This window comes from Flammeovirga yaeyamensis (assembly GCF_018736045.1).
GTDB classification, from domain to species: domain Bacteria; phylum Bacteroidota; class Bacteroidia; order Cytophagales; family Flammeovirgaceae; genus Flammeovirga; species Flammeovirga yaeyamensis.
In genome coordinates this window covers 3,089,621-3,111,282 of the sequence record NZ_CP076132.1, presented here as the reverse complement: position 1 = coordinate 3,111,282, position 21,662 = coordinate 3,089,621, and the positions used below count along the sequence as shown (strand labels likewise).

Here is a 21,662-nt window from a genome sequence, read left to right as displayed (position 1 = left end):
TTCTTATTTGTTAAAGGATAATTTATTTTGATGAGAATATATGCAATAATCCTGCAACAGGAGTGTAAAACAATAAAATTTCTGGGTTTTCTAGTAAAGTATCTACTACAGAACTAACAGAAATATCTAATTCTTTCTCATCGTCGACTTTAGGTTTAATCAATTCTAATTGTTGATCAAATTCTTTCGGATAACCACTTTCTGCAGAAATTTGATCTTTTACCTTTTGAAACTTATTACTGTGTTGTTTAAAGATGATGGGCCATAACGCTGGGAAAAACTTAAAAGCTCGACCAGTGTTTTTGATATTGATTTCTAACAAATCCATCAAATTATAAGGCTTTTGACCATATAACTCTACTGCTTTGTCTAATTCAATTTGCATTTGGTCATGAATCTTTTCACTCAAAGCATAGATTTCTTCCTCGGTAACATCCTCAATATCCTTTTCCCCAATCATTTTATAAGGGCTAATTCTTTTACCTCTAACAAAAGTGAGGTTAGCAGGGAAGGCAAAATAAAACAACCAAGGTTGTATAGGAATCATGGTGGTCATAAAACCCAAAGGAAGGAATGGGATACCTAATTTTTGGACAAAATCGTTAATAAGTGAAACACTGTAGCTAAATGGATTAATGTATTCTCCATTTACAGTGGCAAAAGGAATGATATCCGTTTTATATTTTATACTCATTCTTAGCGTTGATGTTGCTAATCGTTGTAGAGTATATTTATTATTAAATCCTTTACCAATTCCGGGAACACCTTCTGGATAAACTAAAACGTTACTAGCATTGGTATGCATAGCTGTTTCATAATTTAGCCATGTTGCATCTACGGCACCCAATTTTTTCCAAAAATTTGGAAGAATAAATGGGTTCATAAATTTACTACGTGAAAGGGCAGGGGCAGTTATTGCTCGAACACTATTTTTTAAATTGAAATCACTTTTTTCGAAAAGGCCTGAAACAAAAGAAATGGCATCCCAGGGAAAAGCCATTCCAGAGTGATTACTCGCATATATTAATGGAGCATCAGGATTATTTCGTTCAGGTAGCTGATCGAAACCAATAAATTTTATTCTAAAATACCCTTCATTAATATAATGAAGAAGCAATTTACTAATACTATAGGCATAACCGAGATCAAAATGATCGTCTAGTATATGAGCATTCTCCTTAATTTCTTTTGGAGCATCCTCTCTAATTAAAGATAGACTATGGTTTTCTCTTGTTGGAATATCCACTTTTGATTCGGTTCCTTGCAGCATATAAAAATAGGTTTGTACTATTATATGATTTCAACTTTCGTCTATCAAATTTACATATAAATAGATAAACTAAAAAGAAGTAATGCGTACATCCTAAATCTATGTACTGACTTATAAATTCATTGACATAAAATTACCATATCCGTTGGTCAACTGTCCGTAAAAGAAAATATCGACAGATACTAAAACAGCAACTATTACGGCTAAAGCTGCAAATGCATTTTGTACTAACATCTTTTTCAAGAAAACTTGATAACATTTTAGGATGACAGCAATATTGGCAATGATTAAATAAATAGTAAGCAAAATAGTCATAACAAAAGGAGTTTAATTTCTTAAGAGCTATCATTATAAACCTAAATTCAGATAAGAAAGTTTTAACATAATTGAAAAAAAATGTGAATGATATCGAATGATATATAATACTACTTTTCCTTTTACATTTATTTAAAAACCTCTAGAATATTAGTATATTGTAAAAACAACTATTCACTTATTTTAAAAACACCAAACACACATGAATCAAACAGTTAAGGAAACACCCATAGTGCAATTGAGTGTTAAGCAGGAGAAGTTTGCGAAAAAGATGCTACATCCATTTAAGTTTAAACTTTTTACTTTAACACAAGTACCTTTAGGTTTTATAGCAGGTATGAAGTTAGAAACCTTGGAAGGGGAACAGTGTACGACGTCTCTACCTTACAAGTTTTTGAATAAAAACCCTTTTAAATCAACCTATTTTGCTGCTCAAAGTATGGCTGCTGAACTGTCAACTGCAGCATTGGGGATGCTTCACCTAAGTGATCATTTAAAAACCATTGCTTTTATTATTGTTGATATGGAGGCAAAGTTTATTAAAAAGGCAACTGATAAAGTAACATTTACTTGTGTAGATGGAGAAATGGTACAAAAAGGAATTGAAAAGGCTTATGAAACAGGAGAGTCGGTTGAAGTGAAAATGAAAACAGAAGGGAAAATGCCCAATGGACAGGTTGTTTCTACTTTTTACTTCACTTGGTCATTTAAGAAAAGAAAGTGATTTTTTGATTATACCTACTAAAGTAAGAACACAAAAAAAAAGCAGATCACAAATTGATCTGCTTTTTCTAGTGTTGTGTGTGCGATTGTGTGTTTCAAACAATCAAGAGACGTTCTCAAAATCTCTCGATCTAGCATTGTGTTATTACTATATTGTTTATCGGTATTACAAATCAACTAAAAGTGTAATTAATACGCAAATCATTAGTGTAATTTTTACATTTTAAGTTCAAATTTTAACATTTTTAAACAAAATTAATAACCTAATGCCCTTCCATCTCCTCTTTTAACATCTGAGGCCCCTTCTAATGTCGAATCTTTTCGAATTAAAATACAATCCATTTTACCTAATTGCTCTGTTATTTCTAAGTCGTGCCCCATCGATCTCAGTTTTTCTATTGTTTGATCACTAAATGCACCATCTTCATAATATACTTTGTCGGGCATCCATTGGGAATGAAACTTTTTAGCGTAAACGGCTTCTTGCATATTCATTCCAAATTCAGATACATTGACTATAGTTTGTAATACCGATGTAATAATTGTTGATCCACCAGGAGTGCCAACAACCATAAATAACTTTCCATTCTTTAATATAATTGTTGGTGTCATGCTCGATAACATTCTTTTTTCCGGTTGGATCTCATTTGCTGTGCCACCTACTAAACCAAATTGATTAGGAACTCCAGGCTTAATGCTAAAGTCATCCATTTCGTTGTTTAGGAAAAATCCACCACCTTGAACGAAAAGCTTACTTCCGAAATTACCGTTGAGCGTTGTAGTAATTGCTACAGCATTTCCTTCTTTGTCTACTATAGAGAAATGAGTGGTTTCGAAACTTTCTATGGTGAATACATTTCCTGCTTTTATCTCTTGAGAAGGGGTGGCTTTATTAGGATTAAAATTTTCTAATCGCTGTCTTAAATATTTTTTTGATAATAAAAGTTCGGTGGGGACATCAATAAAATCGTCATCACCTAAATAGGTCGCTCTATCAGCATAGGCTCTTCTTTCTAATTCGATCAAAGTGTGTGCCCATTCGAAATCGTTGAACGACATACGGTTATTATCAATTTCATCTAAACATTTAAGAATTTGAGCTAAGGCAATACCTCCAGAGGAAGGAGGAGGCATACTAATTAATTGAAGAGAATCTTGAAAAGTAGCAGTGATAGGAGTCCTCCATTTTGCTGAATATGCATCTAAGTCTTTTTGTGAGATGATACCATGATGTTGATTCATTTCATCAATAATTGCTTGTGCCACAGTACCTTTATAAAAACCATCTCTTTTCTTTTCTTGAATTAACTTTAAAGTTTCGGCTAATTTTTGATAATGAATTCGATCACCTTCTTTCCATTCGGTAGAAGTCGTGAATGGTATTTTTTGAGGATTAACTTCATTAAAATCATCAAGATATTGATTTATTTTTTTTGCTTCTTGATCAGTTAAGATAACCCCGTTTTTTGCTAAATCTATAGCAGGTTGTAGCAAGTGTTTCCAAGGTAAATGACCTAATTTTTCATGGATTTTTACCATACCATCCACGGTACCAGGAACTCCAACTGCAAGTGCACCTCTTAGAGAAAGATTATCTATTGTGTTACCATATTTATTAAGAAACATATCTCTATGACTTTTTAATGGAGCTTTTTCTCTAAAGTCTAAACTTCCGTAAGCGTTGTCTTTGGTGTAATAAACCATAAAGCCACCCCCTCCAATGTTACCTGCTCGAGGGTAGGCAACCGCAAGAGCAAATTGTATAGCCACTGCGGCATCAAATGCATTACCTCCTTGCTTTAGAATATTTAATCCAATTTCGGAGGCTAAAGGATGTGCAGTAGAGACCATTCCATTTCTTCCAATTGTGCCTTCTTCATTTTTTTGTTTGTCAGAATTTGAATGCGAACAGTTAATAAAGAGAAGGAATAAAAAAAGGGTGATGATTTTATTCATTTAGCTAAAATATATTATTTATAGTGACTATAATCTTAAAAAAAACATACATAAATATAAGTTTTCAGGCGAATATATATAGGATTATTCAAAAGGTTTTAAATTGCATGTTAAAATAAAAAAACGAAAAAAATTCTAGGAATTTTACAATAGATTATGAGTCTGGAGATACGTAAAGTAACCACTAAAAAAGATCAAAAGGAGTTTGTCAATCTTCAATTTGATTTATATAAAGGAAATACCTATTGGGTGCCGCCTATTAAGAAAGACGAATTATCAATCTTTACTGAAGATAACCCATTTGAGAAGTTCTGTGATACCGAATTTTGGCTTGCCTTTAAAAATGGAAAATGTGTAGGAAGAATTGGTGCGATTATCAATCACAAATACAATGAAAAAGCTGACGAAAAAAATGTACGTTTTTCTCGTTTAGAATTTATTGATGATAGAGAAGTAGTTCAGACTTTACTTGAAACGGCAGAAAAGTGGGGTAAAGAAAAAGGAATGACAGGTATTGTTGGACCTTTAGGATACACTAACTTGGACCACCAAGGTATGATGATTGAAGGTCATGATCACTTGCCTTCTGTCGCATCAGAATATCATTTACCTTATTATAAAGAGCATTTAGAGGCTTTAGGTTATGATAAACTTGTCGATTGGATTGAGTTTAGATTAACCCTTGATGAAGAGGTTATTGAAAAAGGAAAGAAAGGAGCGACGCTTTTGATGAGAAGAACAAAAACTAAAATTGTTTCTTTCAAGTCAAACGATGAGTTAATCGAATATGCTGATGATATATTTAACCTTCTAGGGGAATCATTTAAAGATCTTTATAGTGTAATATCATTTGATAAAGAAATGGTAGAATACTATAAGAAGAAGTTCTTGAAGTTATTATCACCTAAATATGTGAAGGTGTTGTTGTCTGAAGAGGATGAGGAAATGTTAGGTTTCGTAATTGGTATGCCTTCATTATCAAGAGCGCTTCAAAAAGCCAACGGAAGCATATGGCCGTTTGGATGGTACCACATTATGCAAGCTTTGAAAAAGAACGACACTTGTGATTTCTTATTAACTGCAGTTCATCCAAAATTACAAAGATTGGGTGGTGGAGTAATGTTAGTAGGTGAACTTCAAAGAACAATGCAAGAAAATGGCATTAAATATTTAGAGACCACAGGTATGTTCGAAACGAACCAGAAAGCTATTCAAAACTGGAAAAACTATGATCATATTCAACATAAAAGAAAGCGTTGTTTTACAAAAGCTTTATAAAAATTGAATAGATTTTAGCATAAATAAAGAGAGGTTGATCCATGATATATAGATCAACCTCTTTTTTACATCTGTGCATTCGCAGATTCCGGAATTGGATCAGGAATGTCTTTTTTATCTTCTCCAATCATCTCACGTATATCAATTTCTATTCCTCTTGACATAGTGGTTATAGGCACATCATTTCCAATACCTTCGAATGGATTCTCTGATACATCACCCACTCTTTCCATCGTAAAGAATATCCAGGAAATAACAATACTAAATGGTATAGTCAACCAAACGAAGTTTCTTACAATGAAGTCAAAAATAAAAAATGAAGAGTAGCCTTGTTCCATTATAGATTGACCTATTTTATCAAATTCGCTCATCAATCCAAGAGGTAGAAGAATAACAAAAATCCAAACGAAGAATAAATTCAGCGTAGCAAACTGTCTAGGATAGGGGTAATTTTTAATACGTTCAGCTTTGCCTTGTAAATCAAATAGTTTTTCTACCAAATGCTGAAACTCAATATGTCTGAAATCTTCAATCAATCCAGTTAATTTTAATTCTTTGAATTGTTGTGATTGTAAATTCAGACATGCATTTGATTTATTGGTATACGAAAAAATCATTTCTTTTTCATTTGGGCTAACATATTCAGCTAAATCGTCTTCTAGGGTTATATTGTATTCTCTAATATTTATATGCTTCATATATTCTTTATCTGATATATTGGTGAAAGATGTTTCCCACGGTTTTTTAGTTCTCAAAGCATGTCTTAAGCAAGTCATCCAAGCAATATGTCGATGGATAATGGTTTTCTTTATTTCAAAAAAATCTTGATCAGTTCTTTTTTCTGTAGCATGCTCATTGGTAATAAAATCATTTACCATTGTGGCAAGTAATCTAGAAGTATTGACAATACCTCCATAGATTTTTCGAGCCTCCCAAGCTCGTCCATAGGATGCATTATTTTTAAAACCAATAATAAAAGCTAAAGCTGTACCTACCAAACCAATAGGGAGCCAAGGGAGTTGTAGCCATTTCCAATTTAAAATATCATATAAGAAAACAGGGATGATAGAAAGGAGTATAAAATGATAAATATATCTTCGGGTCCATTTGACCATGATGGCCACAGAATAGTTCCTTTTAGTATACATCTAAACAGAGTTATTGGGTTAGAAAGTAGTAATTGATGATATAACTAATATACAAATTTTATTAGTCACTGTTAAGATGCTTGTAATATTATAAAGAAATTCAGTAAAACTAGATTCTATTCAAGCGGTATATTTCATTTGAATATTCTGTATTCCATGTACATCTAAACCACTGAGCAGCTTCTATACCTACATATCTCCAATGCCATGCTTCTCTTCTAATTTGGGTGCCTTTACGGAAGTAATAGGAGGGGATCCATCCATATTCATGAGCATGATTCAACATCCATAAAAATAACTTTGTGTTCTCTCCACAATAGCGAATATCAATGGTCGTGAGTAAATGATGTTCTGAATAACCTGGAGTTTCAGCTTGATGTGCACCGTGTTTATTCAACATATATGTTTGAGTACTTTTATTTCGATAAGACGATTTGATATTAATAACGGCATTGTTTTTATTCGCAGCAATTTTCATCTTCTTGTAAGCCTCAAATGCTGGAGAAATCAATTTATCATCACCAATGTTTACATAGTTATATTGATCAAGTTGTACATAATCTAAATAATTGAAAGGCACGCCAATTGGTAAATTCATAAAATCATAATTAATGAATTTAGGATCAATATCGACACCTTCTTTTTGGGCGACAAACGTACTTAGATTAACTCTTAACTTCCAATGCTTAGAAAGTTTTTCTGATGTGCAATCCTGACCAAAAAGTGAGTGGGTACAAAAGAGAATTAATATCTTGATAAAAAAGTTTTTCATGCTGCACGGTATCACGATCTTACAATAAGCAACAATAGAATTGTATGAACGTAAAAGGATGTGGTAATATCAATTTAAAAAATAAAAAAAGGGTAAATCCGAAGATTTACCCTTAAATATAAAATCTATATTTTCAATCTACAATTATGCGTTGTAGATGTGAGCTACTAGATCAAGAACTTTGTTCGAGTATCCGATTTCGTTGTCATACCAAGATACAACTTTAACGAAAGTATCAGTAAGAGCGATACCAGCGTTAGCATCAAATACTGAAGTTTGAACTTCACCGATAAAGTCGTTAGAAACAACCATATCTTCAGTGTAACCAAGAACACCTGCTAATTCACCTTCTGAAGCTTTTTTCATTTCAGCACAGATTTCAGCGTAAGTAGCTGGCTTCTCTAAGTTTACAGTTAAATCAACAACTGAAACGTCTGGAGTTGGTACACGGAAAGCCATACCAGTTAATTTACCGTTCAATGCAGGAATTACTTTACCTACAGCTTTAGCAGCACCAGTAGAAGAAGGGATGATGTTTTGACCAGCACCACGTCCACCTCTCCAGTCTTTCATTGAAGGACCGTCAACTGTTTTTTGAGTTGCAGTAGTAGCGTGAACTGTAGTCATCAAACCGTCTTTGATACCCCACTTGTCGTTAAGAACTTTAGCGATAGGAGCTAAACAGTTTGTAGTACAAGAAGCGTTAGAAACGATATCTTGACCAGCATATTCGTTGTTGTTTACACCCATAACGAACATTGGAGTTGCGTCTTTAGAAGGAGCAGACATAACAACTTTCTTAGCACCAGCAGTGATGTGCTTACGTGCAGTTTCGTCAGTTAAGAATAAACCAGTTGATTCAACAACTACTTCAGCGCCAACTGCGTCCCACTTCAAATCTTCTGGGTTACGCTCAGCTGTAACGCGAACTGTTTTACCATTAACAACTAAGTTACCGTCAACGATCTCAACTGTACCGTTGAAACGTCCGTGAGTTGAATCGTACTTAAGCATGTAAGCCATGTACTCAACATCGATAAGGTCATTAATACCTACTACCTCAATATCTTCTCTTTCTACAGATGCACGGAAAACGAAACGACCGATACGACCAAAACCGTTGATACCTACTTTAATTGCTGACATAATTGTTATTTAAATATTAAATTAATAAATAATTTTTCTAACTATTTTGATAAACGATAGACACGCTTAATTGTTCTTATCATTTACACTTGCAAACATATATTAGTATCTTCTGTTATGGAATGATATTAATCATTATTTGATGGCAATTTTACTAGTTTTTGCATTTTTGTTAAGTGTATCAAATACTTTTAAATCAACCTTTTAAGGTATAAGAAAAGGGATTTAAAACCTTTTTTTGATCTTAAATCCCTAATAATGAATGATTATAAATAAGTGTATTTTGTTCTGTTAATGCAATAAATACTTTATATAATCTTATTTGTGTGTTTAGACTTTAAATAGCGATTAACTATTATTTGCTAAATTATTTTTTTGCTTTGATTTTTTATCACCAAAAATAAAATCTACAAGACTTCTTACCTCTCCATCTTTGTTGGCTTGTTGGAATCTCTTAAAGATTTGGAAGTGTTTTTCTGGATCAACATTAAATTTGTCTTTCCCATCTTCCAATTTCATTTTTGATCGGTGGAAAAGTTGACGACAGTGATCTGCTTTTTTCTTAGCAATCTCTGTAATCTCGTTATAATTTAAATTGAATGCTTCTTTTAATAGATAAACCCCTAATTCAGAATCGTTCAGACGTTTCATCATATTTCTTAAACCTTCAGAAATTTCTGAGGCTTTATCAGATGACCATTGATCGAAAGGATCGAAGTGGAAGTTATGAGTAATGTTTGACCAATTATCTACAAGATGTTCTTTTTTTCTTTTAAGAGCTTCTAAGTGATTAAGACAGGTATTGGTTATCGTTTTGATTAGATAATTTTTAATGTCCTCGATCTTCGAAAGATCGACTCTCATAATTTTCAAAAAAGTTTCTTGTACCATGTCTTCGGCATCGCTGGCAACCCCAAGGATTCTGTAAGCCACTGCATACAATAGCGGCCTATATTCTGTTATGGCTTGTTCTGCTGACATACTAGTTACAAGTGATAGTATATTTATTATTAGTCCTAACGATGGACTATCATATCTTATTATGCCTGCAAGTTAATAATAATACTATTAAAACAGTGAAGATTTTCAATAATAAATACAATTTCTAAAGCAATTAATACAATATTGAAGTCCGGTTAATACAATTGTAATTAATTCAATATTAAATGAATAATTGTTCATTTAAGTTGTGTAGTATATATTTTATTAATCAGATTGATTTAATAAAAAAAGAGTACTAAGCATACCTAATGCTCTTTTTTTTCATACCCCAAAAACTAACAATTACTCTTAACTTTCTATATGTCTTATAATCAGAATAACGGATTTATTTTTCTTAAATTTTATTTATCATAACGATGTTTCCTATTTGAGATTAGAGGTTTATGTCAAAATTGTTTACCATAATTTTAGATTGTAAAATGGAGGGAATAAAAAAAAGAGCTAGGAGAAACTCCAAACTCTTTTTAACCCAAAAACTAACTATTACTCTTATCTTTCTATATATCTTAAATCAGCATTTACTGATGTGAATATCTATTCATTTATTTGTTATAACGAACTTTCGTCATTAGGGTTTAAATGATATTGTCAATAACATTTAATATTAATTCAAGGCTTAAATAAGCTAAGTAATAAAAAAAGAGCCAGGAGAAACTCCAAGCTCTTTTCAACCCAAAAACTAACTATTACTCTTATCTTTCTATATATCTTTAATCAGTTTCCTGATATTATTTCTTTCTGAATTCTAACTATTTAACGGTAAGTTTAATAGGTAGGTTTCTAATTATTTGTCAATAAAAATTAACATAAAATTATCTTAAATATTAATGTTTCAATACAAAAAAAGAGCTTGGAGAAACTCCAGGCTCTTTTTACTAAAAACTAACTATTACTCTTATCTTTCTATGTATCTTTAAATCAGTTAAACTGATTGTGAATATCAATTCATTTATTATATATAACGTTCAATCTTTCATTTGGTTTAAGCGATATTGTCAATAAGATTTAATAGAATTTATCTGCTTTAAAGGACAAAAAAAGAGCACTAGGAAACCTAATGCTCTTTCGTCATAACCCAAAAACTAACTATTACTCTTATCTTTCTTTATATCTTAAAATCGAATAAACGATTGATTTCTCTTTTATTTGTTATATTTTTTTAACGTTTAAAGTCAGGTATAGGTTAAGTTTTTATTGTGAACAAAAATTAATGAAATCTACGTGATAGATTGTATCAATTTCCCTATCTAAAAAATAGAATATTACATATTAAAAAACTGATAGTATGATATTTAATAGGTGATTTAAGAATAGGGGATAATTTTAAGTAACAATACTATTTTTATATAAATACAAAAAAGAGCTTGGAGAAACTCCAGGCTCTTTTCAACCCAAAAACTAACTATTACTCTTATCTTTCTATGTATCTTTAAATCAGTTAAACTGACTGTGAATGTCTATTCATTTTATATAATTAGTAACGCTATTTATAATATTTTAGTTTTTGTGAAATTGTGAATAAGCATTAACGTTTTGATGAGTTTTTTATATACAAAAAGAGCATCAGGAAACCTGATGCTCTTTTTAACATAACCCAAAAACTAACTATTACTCTTATCTTTCTATATATCTTTAAATCAGATAATCTGATTGTGAATGTCTATTCATTTTATAGTTATAATAACGATATGTTTGAATTGAGGTTTAAAAAATAGAGTAAATAAATTTTAATCAATTTTAACAACTTTATATCGTTAAATTTATAGCTGAGAGAAATTCAAGTATAGATATAAAAAAAGAGTTAGGAGAAACTCCTAACTCTTTTATCATAACCCAAAAACTAACTATTACTCTTAATCTTTTATATTTTTCAACTCAGTAAACTGAGTGTGTTTCAAAATTTGATGACACAAATATAATTGATCAATAAATCAGATTATACTTTTCGTTTCTAACAAAATATAATACAGATTAATGACTGTAAATAATTAGAATAATACTTGTACTTCTTTTTTTAGTTCATTTAAAGCCAAGTCGGTAGGAGACATTTCCTCCGCAATACTTTGCTCTAAAATCGCTTTTGCTAATTCAACACCATGGGCATCTTTATTTAATGCTTTCGCTGTCGAATTAATAAAAGAAATAGATTGTTCCTTTGCACCTCTTACCATTTCCCATAAATCTGGGGAAATGTAGATTTGTTGCGATAGGTTATGGTTAAATTCTTCCTTGATCGTCATGATTAAAACTTGTTGAGTAGTGATTGCGTCTAACTCCTCGTAATTCGTACGATCCAATAATTCTCTATAAGATATTCTTTCCAAGAACAAAGCTAGCCTTTCATAAGCTTGAAGCTTTAATGGTAGTGTTTGCTCTTGTTGATCTGTTTTCATTTTGATAGATAACACATCATATTCCTTTTGTAGGAACATTTTTACTATATAAAATGCACTTACAAGGACAATACCCGCTGGAAGTGTCATTTTTAATAAGTCAACTAATTCTGTGGTCATGGTTCTTTTAAAAAATTTGATGCAATATTAGTAACCTCATCTGTCTATATCAATTTTTAAAGGTTAAATTGATGAAAACAGCTATTAATTTGTTTTCCTGTAAAGTAATACTGCAAGTGAATTAATAATAACCCCATATATCCCAATAATATAGAAATTCATTTTAACATCAGCCCAAGAAGCACCTTTTAGTAATACGTTTCTCATGATCTCAATAAAATACCTTACAGGATTTAATAATGTCAGATCCTGAGCCCAACCTGGCATGTTTTCGATAGGGGTAAACAAACCACTCAATAAGACGAAAACGATCATAAAGAACCAAGCGATAAACATTGACTGTTGTTGTGTGTCGGCTAGAGTGGAGATAATTAAACCCAAACCCAATACAACAAACAAGTACAGCATGGCAAAAGCAAAGACAATGTAAAGTGGACCCTGAATTGGGATATCAAATACTAGTTTTGCTAATGTTAATCCCAAGCTGAGGACAAACATACCAATACACCAAAAAGGGAATAGTTTTCCAATGATAAACTCCGCTTTGGTAATAGGCGTAACATTCAATTGTTCTATGGTACCAATCTCTTTTTCTTTCACAATATTCATTGAAGTAAGAAACATACCAATCATACTTACCAATAATACCAAAAGTCCAGGTACCATATAAAATTTATAGTTTAGACTATTGTTGTACCAGTTTAAATTGGATATTTTGATGTTCATTGAGGGTTTTCCTAACAATAAACCATGTTCTTGAATGTAGTCATCTTGAAAATCTCGAATAATTGACTGTGCATAATTTACAGAAACACCCGCACTCATTCCATCAATGGCATCCACTTTAGCTGATAAATTGGTCGGTTGACTTTGGATGATATTTTTCTCGAAATCTTTAGGGATTTCTAAAATGATTACTGCTTCCCCTTTTTGTAAGCTTTCTCCATTATCAGCATCATAAGGTAAATTACTGATGATGTTGAAATAACTAGAAGCCTCATATTTAGAGATTAATTGATGCGATACCGGAGATTGATCTTTGTCGATAATTTCTAAATTGATATTATGTATATCAAAAGTAGCGGCAAAAGACAATACCATTAACTGCATAATGGGCATCACAAAGATGATAGGTAACATTCCCTTATCTCTAAAGATCTGTTTGAATTCTTTCTGAAGAATAAATTTAAATCTTTCCATAATTACCCTAATCTTATATTAAATCTTTTGATACTCACCCCAACTAAGAAGATAAATATACCACCTAGAATAGCCGTCTCTTTCCATATTTCAGCCAAAGTTGCTCCTTTTAGCATTAATGCTTTAATGATAATATTAAAGTAAGTGGCAGGAATTACTTTGGTCACCATTTGTAACGGAAGTGGCATATTATGAATTGGAAAAATGAAGCCCGATAACAACATTGTAGGTAAAAACAATGCAAATAAGGAGATCATTAACGCCAATTGTTGCGTTTTTGCAATGGTGGAGATAAATATCCCCAAGGCCAATACCACCAAGCAGTACAATAATATCTCGAAGATCAATAAGCCGAAGTGTGCTAGAATAGGCACTCCAAAAACAAACTTTCCTAGAAATAAAATGAAAATGGCAATCGTAAATGATAAGGCCAAATAGGGAATCACTTTGCCCAAAATGATGGTTGCAGGATGCATAGGAGAGGCCAATAACACCTCCATGGTACCTGTTTCAATCTCTCTAGTAATGGCTATTGAAGTCATCATGGTACAGATCAACATCAGAATAATGGTAATTAATCCGGGCACAAAAGAGTAAGCCGATTTCAACTCAGGATTGTACCTCATTTGTATTTCTGTATTGATTTGAATAGGTGGTCTTATTCCTTTTGATTTTTGAGCATTTCCATAAATAAAACCTTGTATTTGACCTTCTAAATAAGCACCAATTTGGGTTCCTGTGTTAGGATCCGAAGCATCACAAATGATCTGAATATTTGCCGTATTATTTTTTCTGATATCACTTTCGAAATTCGGAGGGATAACTAGCGCCGCTTTAATTTTTCCTTTTTTGAAAGACTCGTTAATTCCAGCTTCATTCTGAATCAGTTCATCAACTTGAAAATAAGAGGTGGAGAGTATTTTATCTACTAAGGTATGACTTGCTTCATCGTTCGCTTGGTTCAATAATGCAATTTTCACCTCTTTTATTTCTGTAGAAATGGCAAACCCAAATAATACGATTTGTACAATGGGTATACCGAACAAAATCAATAAAGTTCTTTTATCTCGGAAGATATGATAGAACTCCTTTTTTATAATTCCTTTTAAACGATCCATAACTTTATTTCAGTTTATATTGATCGCCCCTAGCTAAGTGGATGAATACTTCATCCATATTCTGAGCGTTAAATTCTTCTTTTAATTGATTTGGAGAGCCATATCCATGAATTTCACCATGCACCATCATAGAAATTCTATGACAGTATTCTGCTTCATCCATATAGTGGGTAGTCACGAAAACAGTCATGCCCTGATCTGCTTTTTCGTAAATCATTTCCCAGAATTGACGTCTTGTAATTGGATCAACACCTCCAGTAGGTTCATCTAAAAACACAATTTTCGGATTGTGAAGTGTAGCTACTGAAAATGCAATTTTTTGTTTCCATCCTAAAGGCACTTCTTTCAAGAGTTTTTTCTTGATATCCGTTAAGCCCAGTCGATCAATTAACAGGGCACCTCTTTCTTTAATTTCGTTAGAGGAGAGTCCGTAAATGCCACCATAAAAGGTGATATTCTCCATTAACGTCAAGTCGTTGTAAAGAGAGAATTTTTGAGACATATACCCGATATTCTTCTTAATTTCCTCTTGTTGAGAAAAGACGTCAAACCCGGCAACGGTGGCAGCACCAGAAGTAGGAGAGAGCAGCCCCGTAAGCATTCTCATCGCCGTACTTTTTCCTGCTCCATTGGCACCAAGGAAACCGAATATCTCTCCTTTTTTTACATCAAAAGAGATTTTATTTACTGCTTTGAACTCCCCAAATTTTTTAGTGAGTTCGTGTGCTTCAATAATTTTTTCCATATCCCTTAATTTTTAGTCATTAAACGGATAAAAACATCTTCAATCGTCGATTCGATTTTCTCTAATTTTATATCAGATAACCCTTTAGATTCGAGAAATTGATAAATACCTTCAGTGATATCTTCATTTCTTTGATCAGTATAATGCACTTGTTCACCAAAAGGAAAGACACTATCAAAATGTTCATATGCTCTAAGGTGTTTCATTAACTGATAATTTCCCTCTCTACATTGAATGCCATAGAGATGTTTATCAAATACCTTGGAGATATTTTGAGGTTGATCGATATTTAAAATTTCGCCTTTATCAATCAATGCAATTCGATCACATAAATTCGCTTCATCCATATAAGGCGTGGACACAAAAATGGTGATATCGTGCTCATGCAACTTCTTGATGATATGCCAAAACTCTTTTCTAGAAACTGGGTCAACACCTGTGGTGGGCTCATCTAAGAATAAAATCTTTGGGTAATGAATTAAAGCAGCACAAAGGGCTAATTTCTGTTTCATACCTCCCGACAAAGCTCCCGCTTTTCTATTTTTAAAAGGCTCAATCTGTTGATAGATATCTTTAATTAAGTTGTAGCTTTTCTCTATGGTAGTACCGAATATATTGGCGAAGAAAGAAAGGTTTTCTTCTACTGTTAAGTCTTCATATAACGAAAACTTACCAGGCATATAGCCTATATTATTACGGATGAATTGGTAATCCTTAATCGGAGATTTACCCATCACTTCCACTTCTCCATCATCAAATAATAGGAGGGAAGTGAGGATCCGCATGAGGGTTGTTTTGCCGGCTCCGTCGGGGCCAATCAAACCAAAGATTTCCTTTGATTTTACATCAAAAGAGATGTTTTTTAATGCCTCAACCTCTTCATAGCTTTTTGATAAATTCTTTACTTTTATCATCACTTTAGAAGTTTATTTCTGCAGGCATTCCAATTCTAAATTTACCGTCTTTATTATCCACCACTACTTTAAAAGCATATACAAGGTTGACTCTCTCTTCTTTAGTTTGAATCGTTTTAGGCGTAAACTCAGACTTTGATGAAATCCACTCAATTTTTCCTTTTGTGGCATTCATTTCTCCTTCTTTACTATCGGTAAGTACAGTAACTTCCTGACCCACTTTTACGTTTTGTAATTGATTTGCTGAAGCGTATGCTCTTACTTTTAATTGAGAAAGCTGAGCGATTTTAAATAGTGGTCTTCCATAGGAAGTGATCTCACTTTGTTCCGCATATTTTTCTAAAACCACACCGTTAATAGGGGAGTGTACCACCGATTTCTTGATCTGTTCATTCAGTACATCAATCTTTTTGCTTAGTGGCTCATATTGACTCATGGTCGCTCTATTGTTGTCTTTAATTTTGCGTTTTGTGGCTACCAATTGCTTTTCGTTAATCGCAATGGCCGCATAGATCTCGTCTAATTGTTGTTGTGTTGCCGCTTCTGCCTTGAAAAGCTTTTCCAGACGGTCTTTATCAGTTATTAGTTTTTTATGTTGCTCCTCATATACCGCAATTTGTTCGTGAATGCTCATCACTTTTGATCCTAAACTGCGAATATTGGCGAGTACTTCTTCCTTTTGAAGTGCTAACATTACGGTATCAATCACACCCACTTCTTGATCTTTTTTCAATTGATCACCTTCAGAAATAGTAAACTGAGTTAATGGTCCATTTCCCTCTGCAGAAACGATCACTTCCACCGCTTCGAAGTTCCCGTATGCATCCGATTTTTCATCATTCAAATTGCAAGAAAATAGAATGAAAGAGGCACCGAATAAACCGATATATTTTAATGTATTATTGATCTTTTTCATGATTCTAAAATTAAAGCTGACCTTTGATCATCGCTAATTGATAATTGATATGAAGTAGTTGTAATTCGTGAGAAGATAGATTCAACTTCGCATCGGTTAATTGATTTAAAGCCGAAACATATTGAGAAGAAGTGGCGGCACCATTGTCAAGCTTACCCTTTGCTCTCACTAAATTCTTCTCCTGAAGTTTAATGATTTCCTCGTCTTGAGTAATTAATTGCTCTAGCTGTTCTTTATTACCTTCCACTTGAGCAATCTGTGAAGCAATTGTTTTATAAAAGGTTTCCTTTTCTGTATTGATTACTTCTTTTTGAATTTCAACTACTTGTCTTTCTTTTTTATTCTTACCAAAATCAAATGGCGTCCATGCAAATCGAATTCCTACTTGATAATAAAAATCGCCATTTACTTCAAAAAAGTTATAAGGGTTAGGCGTACCAAATCCTCCAATACCATAAGCGTAAATCTTAGGTAAACGTTTGGCCTGAAGAAGATCAGTAGTCGATTCCGTTTGCTTAAGCTGAAGGTTGTACATTTGAAGTTCTGGTCGGAAGATTTCATCACTAGATTGTCCGATAAGTGGACGTTGTAATGTGATGTTTTGCCATTCACCCTCACGTTCTAACCATACGCATAAAGCCTTCAAAGCACCATTTTTTTGTGCTCTTACAGAATACAATTTTTGTTGAGCTTTATAATATTCAACGCGAAGTCCATCTGTTACACTTGGGAGGACAGCACCTTCATTTTCTAAAGCTTCAACTTCTTTTAATTGATTTTCAATCTCCTTAATTACACCTTCTTGAAGCAATTGTTCTTGTTCCTGATAATTCAATGCAGAGAAATAAATATTCGATACCTTTTCTTTGATATTGAATTTCTTTACTTCATTTTCTTGAATTTTTAAGGCGTACTCATTTTCCTTCTGTGTTGTTTTTTTGGTTTTGATACTGCCATCGTAAATCGCATAATCTACATTGACATAGGTGTTCCATTGTGTTTTTGGAATATCTGGAAAAATCTGAGTTTGTCCTACCAAAGGATCTACTGGTGCAATAACATCAGAAAAATAACCTACTTTTCCTTGAAGGGAAATATCGGGTAATCGATCTTTATTGAGACCTTCTTTTTCTGTCATCAACATTTTCTCGTAGATTTTCTGTTGTTCATTTACAGGATGCTTTTCTATAGCTTCCTGTTCGGCTTGTTCAAAAGTGATGATAGTTTGTGCTGTAACGTTTAGCGAAAGCAAACAGACCATCAAAAACAGATAAATGTTTATGTGTGCTCTCATTTTCTTATGCCATCTAATATGATTTTAGGTAATTCTTGTTTTCTCAGTTCGATAAATTCATCAAACGACTGTCCCACAGAATTTGATAATGCAGAAACTAATGGACGAGCAATGAATGGGAAAACACAAGCACCAATTAAAGTTGTAAGTACTTGTATGGTATCAAGTGACTTGTACTGATCGCTTTTTTGTAATTGATTAGTAAAGTTTTTTAAAATGTTTCCCATTCGTTCCTGTGGAAAGAAAGGAAGTTTATTTCTTTGTAATTCACCCACCATAAAGACAATCATATCTGGATTTTCTTTTAGTTTGTCCATATAAGCATTAACAAAGAAAGGTACTTTTTCCTCTATTTCTTGTTCAGTAGATAAGATATCTAAAAGGGGCATTAAAGTTTCTTTAGTGACCTGTTTAAAAACTTCTTGGAATAGATTCTCCTTGTTTTTAAAATAGTAGTGAACTAATGCTTTGTTTACTTCAGCACGATCGGCAATCTCTTGCATTCTCGCTCCAGTTTTCCCTTTTTCTTGAAATTCTGCTCTTGCAGCTTGTAATATTTTTAATTTGGCTTCCATAATTTAACCTTTTGGTTAAAACAAATTTAACTAAATGGTTAGTTAAAACAAATAAAACCAAAAAAATATTAAACTATTTATCTTTAGTGTTAGTTGATATCTTTATTATCAGTATTTTTAGAGTAGTGCTATTGTAATAATTAACTAACGAAGCACACTATATCCAAAAACTACCTCAAATGAAAAAATTAAAATTACTACTAACTGTAGCCTTATTCCCATTATTCTGCTATCCTCAAATCAACGACTTCAAAATGGGGAGTTATGACCTTCCTTCTGTTTCTTGGGGGGATAATTATAATATCTGTGAGTTAAATGATTCAACCTATTTTTATTGGGTGAATTATTTTAATCCTTCTAAAAATGGTCATTCATCAGAATATTTTTTATTGAATGAACAGCACCAAATAAAGATGAAGTGGCATTTAATCGGTAATGATCAAATTCTGGGTTTTTATAAACTGAATGATTCTAGTGCAGTGCTTTTAAGCAGTCATCTGGACAAGAAAGAAAATCAGTACAAAATCACATCACATTTATGGAAAGGGAAGAAGTGGTTAAAGAAAAATAAAGTGATTAAAACATCATCAAAATCATTCAAAGGAAAGCGAATGATTTTGGAACGAGTGTATTTCGAAGCTAAACCTTCTGGGAATTGGATGTTTGCATGTTACCTTAGAGACAAGAATATAAATGGTGAGTTAGCATTATCACTAATCAATTCTAACAATAAGGTAATCACTTCTCATCAGATTAATTATAAAAAACAAAGATCTCCGCAAGATGTAACATTCGATAATCAGAATACATTGTATGTATTGGAAAAAGAGTATCGAAGAAAAGTGAATTTTGGAGCAGAACAACCTGCAGGATACCCAGAAGCACAGGACAAGTATTTAAGCAATCATTTATTTAATTATAAATTAAAAACGCTGGTTGAAAACGAATGGATGACCGATAACATCAAATTGGATGCTTATAATGTAAGAAGCCTCCTTATGGATGTTGCTGAAAAGGATGATCAGCTTATTTTATATGGATTTTTATCTGAAAAACGAAAGGATACTGATATATCACATATTCTACTTCAAAAAAGACAAAAGCAAACCACCTTATTATCTGATGTAAAACCTCTTGATATTTATAAGCAAAGAACTATTGCAGAAGATTATTATAAATACCGTCCGGAATACGATACTTATAAGGGATCTTACAGCTTTTTTATTCCTAGAAAAATGATTGAGCAAGAAGACGGAACATTGAGTTTTTACAGTGAAGATGTTTGTCAGTACAACACAAAAGATATAGTTCAGAAACATGATATTAAGGAGTTAGTGAGAAAAACCTATTCTTTTTATGGAAGCATTCACTGTATGACTTATGGATATAAATCTGTGGAAATGATTTTACCAAGGTTTGGTGATTTCAATATGCAACCGTTAAAAGTGCTGAATGAGGAAGATGATACATATTTATTCTTCACCAATTTCGAGTCATATGATCAATATACTACCTCTTATCAAAATGCTTTTAATTTGATAAAAATATCCAAAAAAGGAGGGGTCGAAGATAAATCTACTCTTTTTGTGACAAGAGAAGCCCATGAAAAAGGAATTCAATTGACATCAGGTGTATTTAATCACAATAAATTTATATTCCCAGAGAAAACTTATCACCCCAAAAACAACAATTATCAATTAAGGATGATTAGCTTTAGTCTTAAAGATCAAAACAACTTTAGATAATGAAATACAAAATTTTAGGAAATACCGGTCTTAAGGTGTCAGAACTATGCTTGGGCACCATGACTTTCGGCGAAGATTGGGGGACAGGAGCAAATAAAGAAGTGAGCAAAAAGATATTTGATGCCTTCGTAGATAAAGGAGGTAATTTCTTTGATACAGCTAACTTTTATACCAATGGTACTTCCGAAAAATTCTTAGGAGAATTTATTCAGCAAGAGAGAGATCATCATATTGTTGCCACAAAATATACTTTGATAGAAGATCCAAAACATCCAAACGGATCAGGAAATTCTAGACGTAATATGATGAATACGGTAGAAGCATCATTAAAACGTTTAAATACCGATTACATAGATGTACTATGGTTACATATGTGGGATAATACCACACCAATCGAAGATATTTTGAGAGGAATGAACGATTTAATCTCTCAAGGGAAGGTGGCCTATATTGGTATATCAGATACACCTGCTTGGGTAGTGTCAAAAGGAAATACCTATGCTCAATCAAGAGGTTGGGAGCCTTTTTCGGCCATTCAAGTTGAACATTCACTTATCGCAAGAGAGGTGGAAAGAGAGCTGCTTCCTATGTCAGATCATTATGGAATGAGCGTTTTGGCTTGGGCACCTTTGGGAGCAGGAATCCTCTCAGGTAAATACAATAAAGGAATGATTGATCAAGGTCGATTATCCGAACAGAGCGTGAAGTTTACGGAGCACAATATTAAGATTGCACAAAAGGTGGAAGAGATTGCCAATGGAATAGGGGCGACAACTGCTCAGGTAGCCTTAAAATGGTTGATGCAAAAAAATAAAAAAGTGATTCCAATAATTGGTGCTAGAAAAGTAGAGCAAGTCAATCAAAATTTAGGAGTGCTTGATATTCAACTTACAGATTCGATGATGGAAGAATTAAATGAGATATCAAAAATTGATTTAGGTTTTCCAAATGCCTTTTTACAAACGGAGAATGCATTAAAATATTCTTTTGGAGGGTGGCATGATAAAATTGATTTTTAATCAAAAACCCCGG

The 21,662-nt window shown here is 32.7% G+C and carries 19 protein-coding genes; 4 read left to right on the top strand and 15 right to left on the bottom strand.

From position 1 onward, the window contains the following. Positions 1-22: 22 nt before the first annotated feature. Positions 23-1,270: a lysophospholipid acyltransferase family protein gene (locus KMW28_RS12295; protein ID WP_169663165.1), complete on the bottom strand. Its 1,248-nt coding sequence runs from the start codon at positions 1,268-1,270 to the stop codon at positions 23-25. A gap of 111 nt (positions 1,271-1,381) precedes the next feature. Next, positions 1,382-1,585, bottom strand: coding sequence for a hypothetical protein (locus KMW28_RS12290; protein ID WP_066206550.1), 204 nt, complete (start codon positions 1,583-1,585; stop codon positions 1,382-1,384). Positions 1,586-1,787: 202 nt separating this feature from the next. Here KMW28_RS12290 and KMW28_RS12285 point away from each other — a divergent pair, with 202 nt between their 5' ends. Further along, a complete protein-coding gene (locus KMW28_RS12285) occupies positions 1,788-2,309 on the top strand; it encodes a DUF4442 domain-containing protein (RefSeq protein ID WP_169663166.1) in 522 nt (173 codons plus the stop codon). Between the two features lie 254 nt (positions 2,310-2,563). Here the strand turns inward: KMW28_RS12285 and ggt are convergent, their stop codons facing one another. Further along, entirely contained in the window at positions 2,564-4,264 is a 1,701-nt protein-coding gene (gene ggt / locus KMW28_RS12280; RefSeq protein WP_169663167.1) for a gamma-glutamyltransferase, read from the bottom strand. Between the two features lie 156 nt (positions 4,265-4,420). Here ggt and KMW28_RS12275 point away from each other — a divergent pair, with 156 nt between their 5' ends. Then, positions 4,421-5,542, top strand: coding sequence for a GNAT family N-acetyltransferase (locus tag KMW28_RS12275; protein WP_169663168.1), 1,122 nt, complete (start codon positions 4,421-4,423; stop codon positions 5,540-5,542). Positions 5,543-5,607: 65 nt separating this feature from the next. On the opposite strand, the gene KMW28_RS12270 is transcribed toward KMW28_RS12275, so the two are convergent. From KMW28_RS12270 to KMW28_RS12215, 12 genes are all read right to left on the bottom strand, one after another. After that, the gene (locus KMW28_RS12270) at positions 5,608-6,690 is read right to left on the bottom strand and encodes a bestrophin family protein (protein WP_169663169.1); all 1,083 of its coding nucleotides are present in this window, start codon (positions 6,688-6,690) and stop codon (positions 5,608-5,610) included. A 109-nt stretch (positions 6,691-6,799) separates the two neighbouring features. After that, positions 6,800-7,462, bottom strand: a complete 663-nt coding sequence (locus tag KMW28_RS12265) for a M15 family metallopeptidase (protein WP_169663170.1) — start codon at positions 7,460-7,462, stop codon at positions 6,800-6,802. 144 nt (positions 7,463-7,606) lie between these two features. After that, entirely contained in the window at positions 7,607-8,608 is a 1,002-nt protein-coding gene (gene gap, locus KMW28_RS12260) for a type I glyceraldehyde-3-phosphate dehydrogenase (protein WP_066206572.1), read from the bottom strand. Between the two features lie 348 nt (positions 8,609-8,956). Beyond that, positions 8,957-9,589, bottom strand: coding sequence for a sigma-70 family RNA polymerase sigma factor (locus tag KMW28_RS12255; RefSeq protein WP_169663171.1), 633 nt, complete (start codon positions 9,587-9,589; stop codon positions 8,957-8,959). A 2,009-nt stretch (positions 9,590-11,598) separates the two neighbouring features. Next, positions 11,599-12,123: a DUF7935 family protein gene (locus KMW28_RS12250; RefSeq protein WP_066206576.1), complete on the bottom strand. Its 525-nt coding sequence runs from the start codon at positions 12,121-12,123 to the stop codon at positions 11,599-11,601. Between the two features lie 84 nt (positions 12,124-12,207). Continuing rightward, positions 12,208-13,323, bottom strand: a complete 1,116-nt coding sequence (locus KMW28_RS12245) for an ABC transporter permease (protein ID WP_169663172.1) — start codon at positions 13,321-13,323, stop codon at positions 12,208-12,210. A gap of 2 nt (positions 13,324-13,325) precedes the next feature. Continuing rightward, positions 13,326-14,441, bottom strand: a complete 1,116-nt coding sequence (locus KMW28_RS12240) for an ABC transporter permease (protein ID WP_169663173.1) — start codon at positions 14,439-14,441, stop codon at positions 13,326-13,328. Positions 14,442-14,445: 4 nt separating this feature from the next. Next, the gene (locus KMW28_RS12235; protein WP_169663174.1) at positions 14,446-15,186 is read right to left on the bottom strand and encodes an ABC transporter ATP-binding protein; all 741 of its coding nucleotides are present in this window, start codon (positions 15,184-15,186) and stop codon (positions 14,446-14,448) included. A 5-nt stretch (positions 15,187-15,191) separates the two neighbouring features. Further along, a complete protein-coding gene (locus KMW28_RS12230; RefSeq protein WP_205958142.1) occupies positions 15,192-16,100 on the bottom strand; it encodes an ABC transporter ATP-binding protein in 909 nt (302 codons plus the stop codon). A 4-nt stretch (positions 16,101-16,104) separates the two neighbouring features. Beyond that, on the bottom strand, positions 16,105-17,016 hold the full coding sequence (locus KMW28_RS12225) for an HlyD family secretion protein (protein WP_169663176.1): 912 nt from the start codon (positions 17,014-17,016) through the stop codon (positions 16,105-16,107). A 10-nt stretch (positions 17,017-17,026) separates the two neighbouring features. Beyond that, the gene (locus KMW28_RS12220) at positions 17,027-18,310 is read right to left on the bottom strand and encodes a TolC family protein (RefSeq protein ID WP_169663177.1); all 1,284 of its coding nucleotides are present in this window, start codon (positions 18,308-18,310) and stop codon (positions 17,027-17,029) included. Then, the gene (locus KMW28_RS12215) at positions 18,307-18,885 is read right to left on the bottom strand and encodes a TetR/AcrR family transcriptional regulator (protein ID WP_066206597.1); all 579 of its coding nucleotides are present in this window, start codon (positions 18,883-18,885) and stop codon (positions 18,307-18,309) included. Before KMW28_RS12215 ends, KMW28_RS12220 begins: the two co-directional genes overlap by 4 nt. Before the next feature lie 179 nt (positions 18,886-19,064). Between KMW28_RS12215 and KMW28_RS12210 the strand changes: the two genes are divergently transcribed. Next, positions 19,065-20,630 carry a hypothetical protein gene (locus KMW28_RS12210; protein ID WP_169663178.1) on the top strand — a complete coding sequence of 522 codons (1,566 nt, stop codon included), beginning with the start codon at positions 19,065-19,067 and terminating at the stop codon, positions 20,628-20,630. Continuing rightward, a complete protein-coding gene (locus KMW28_RS12205) occupies positions 20,630-21,649 on the top strand; it encodes an aldo/keto reductase (protein ID WP_169663179.1) in 1,020 nt (339 codons plus the stop codon). The genes KMW28_RS12210 and KMW28_RS12205 overlap by 1 nt, the downstream gene beginning before the upstream one ends. The last annotated feature ends 13 nt before the right edge of the window (positions 21,650-21,662 follow it).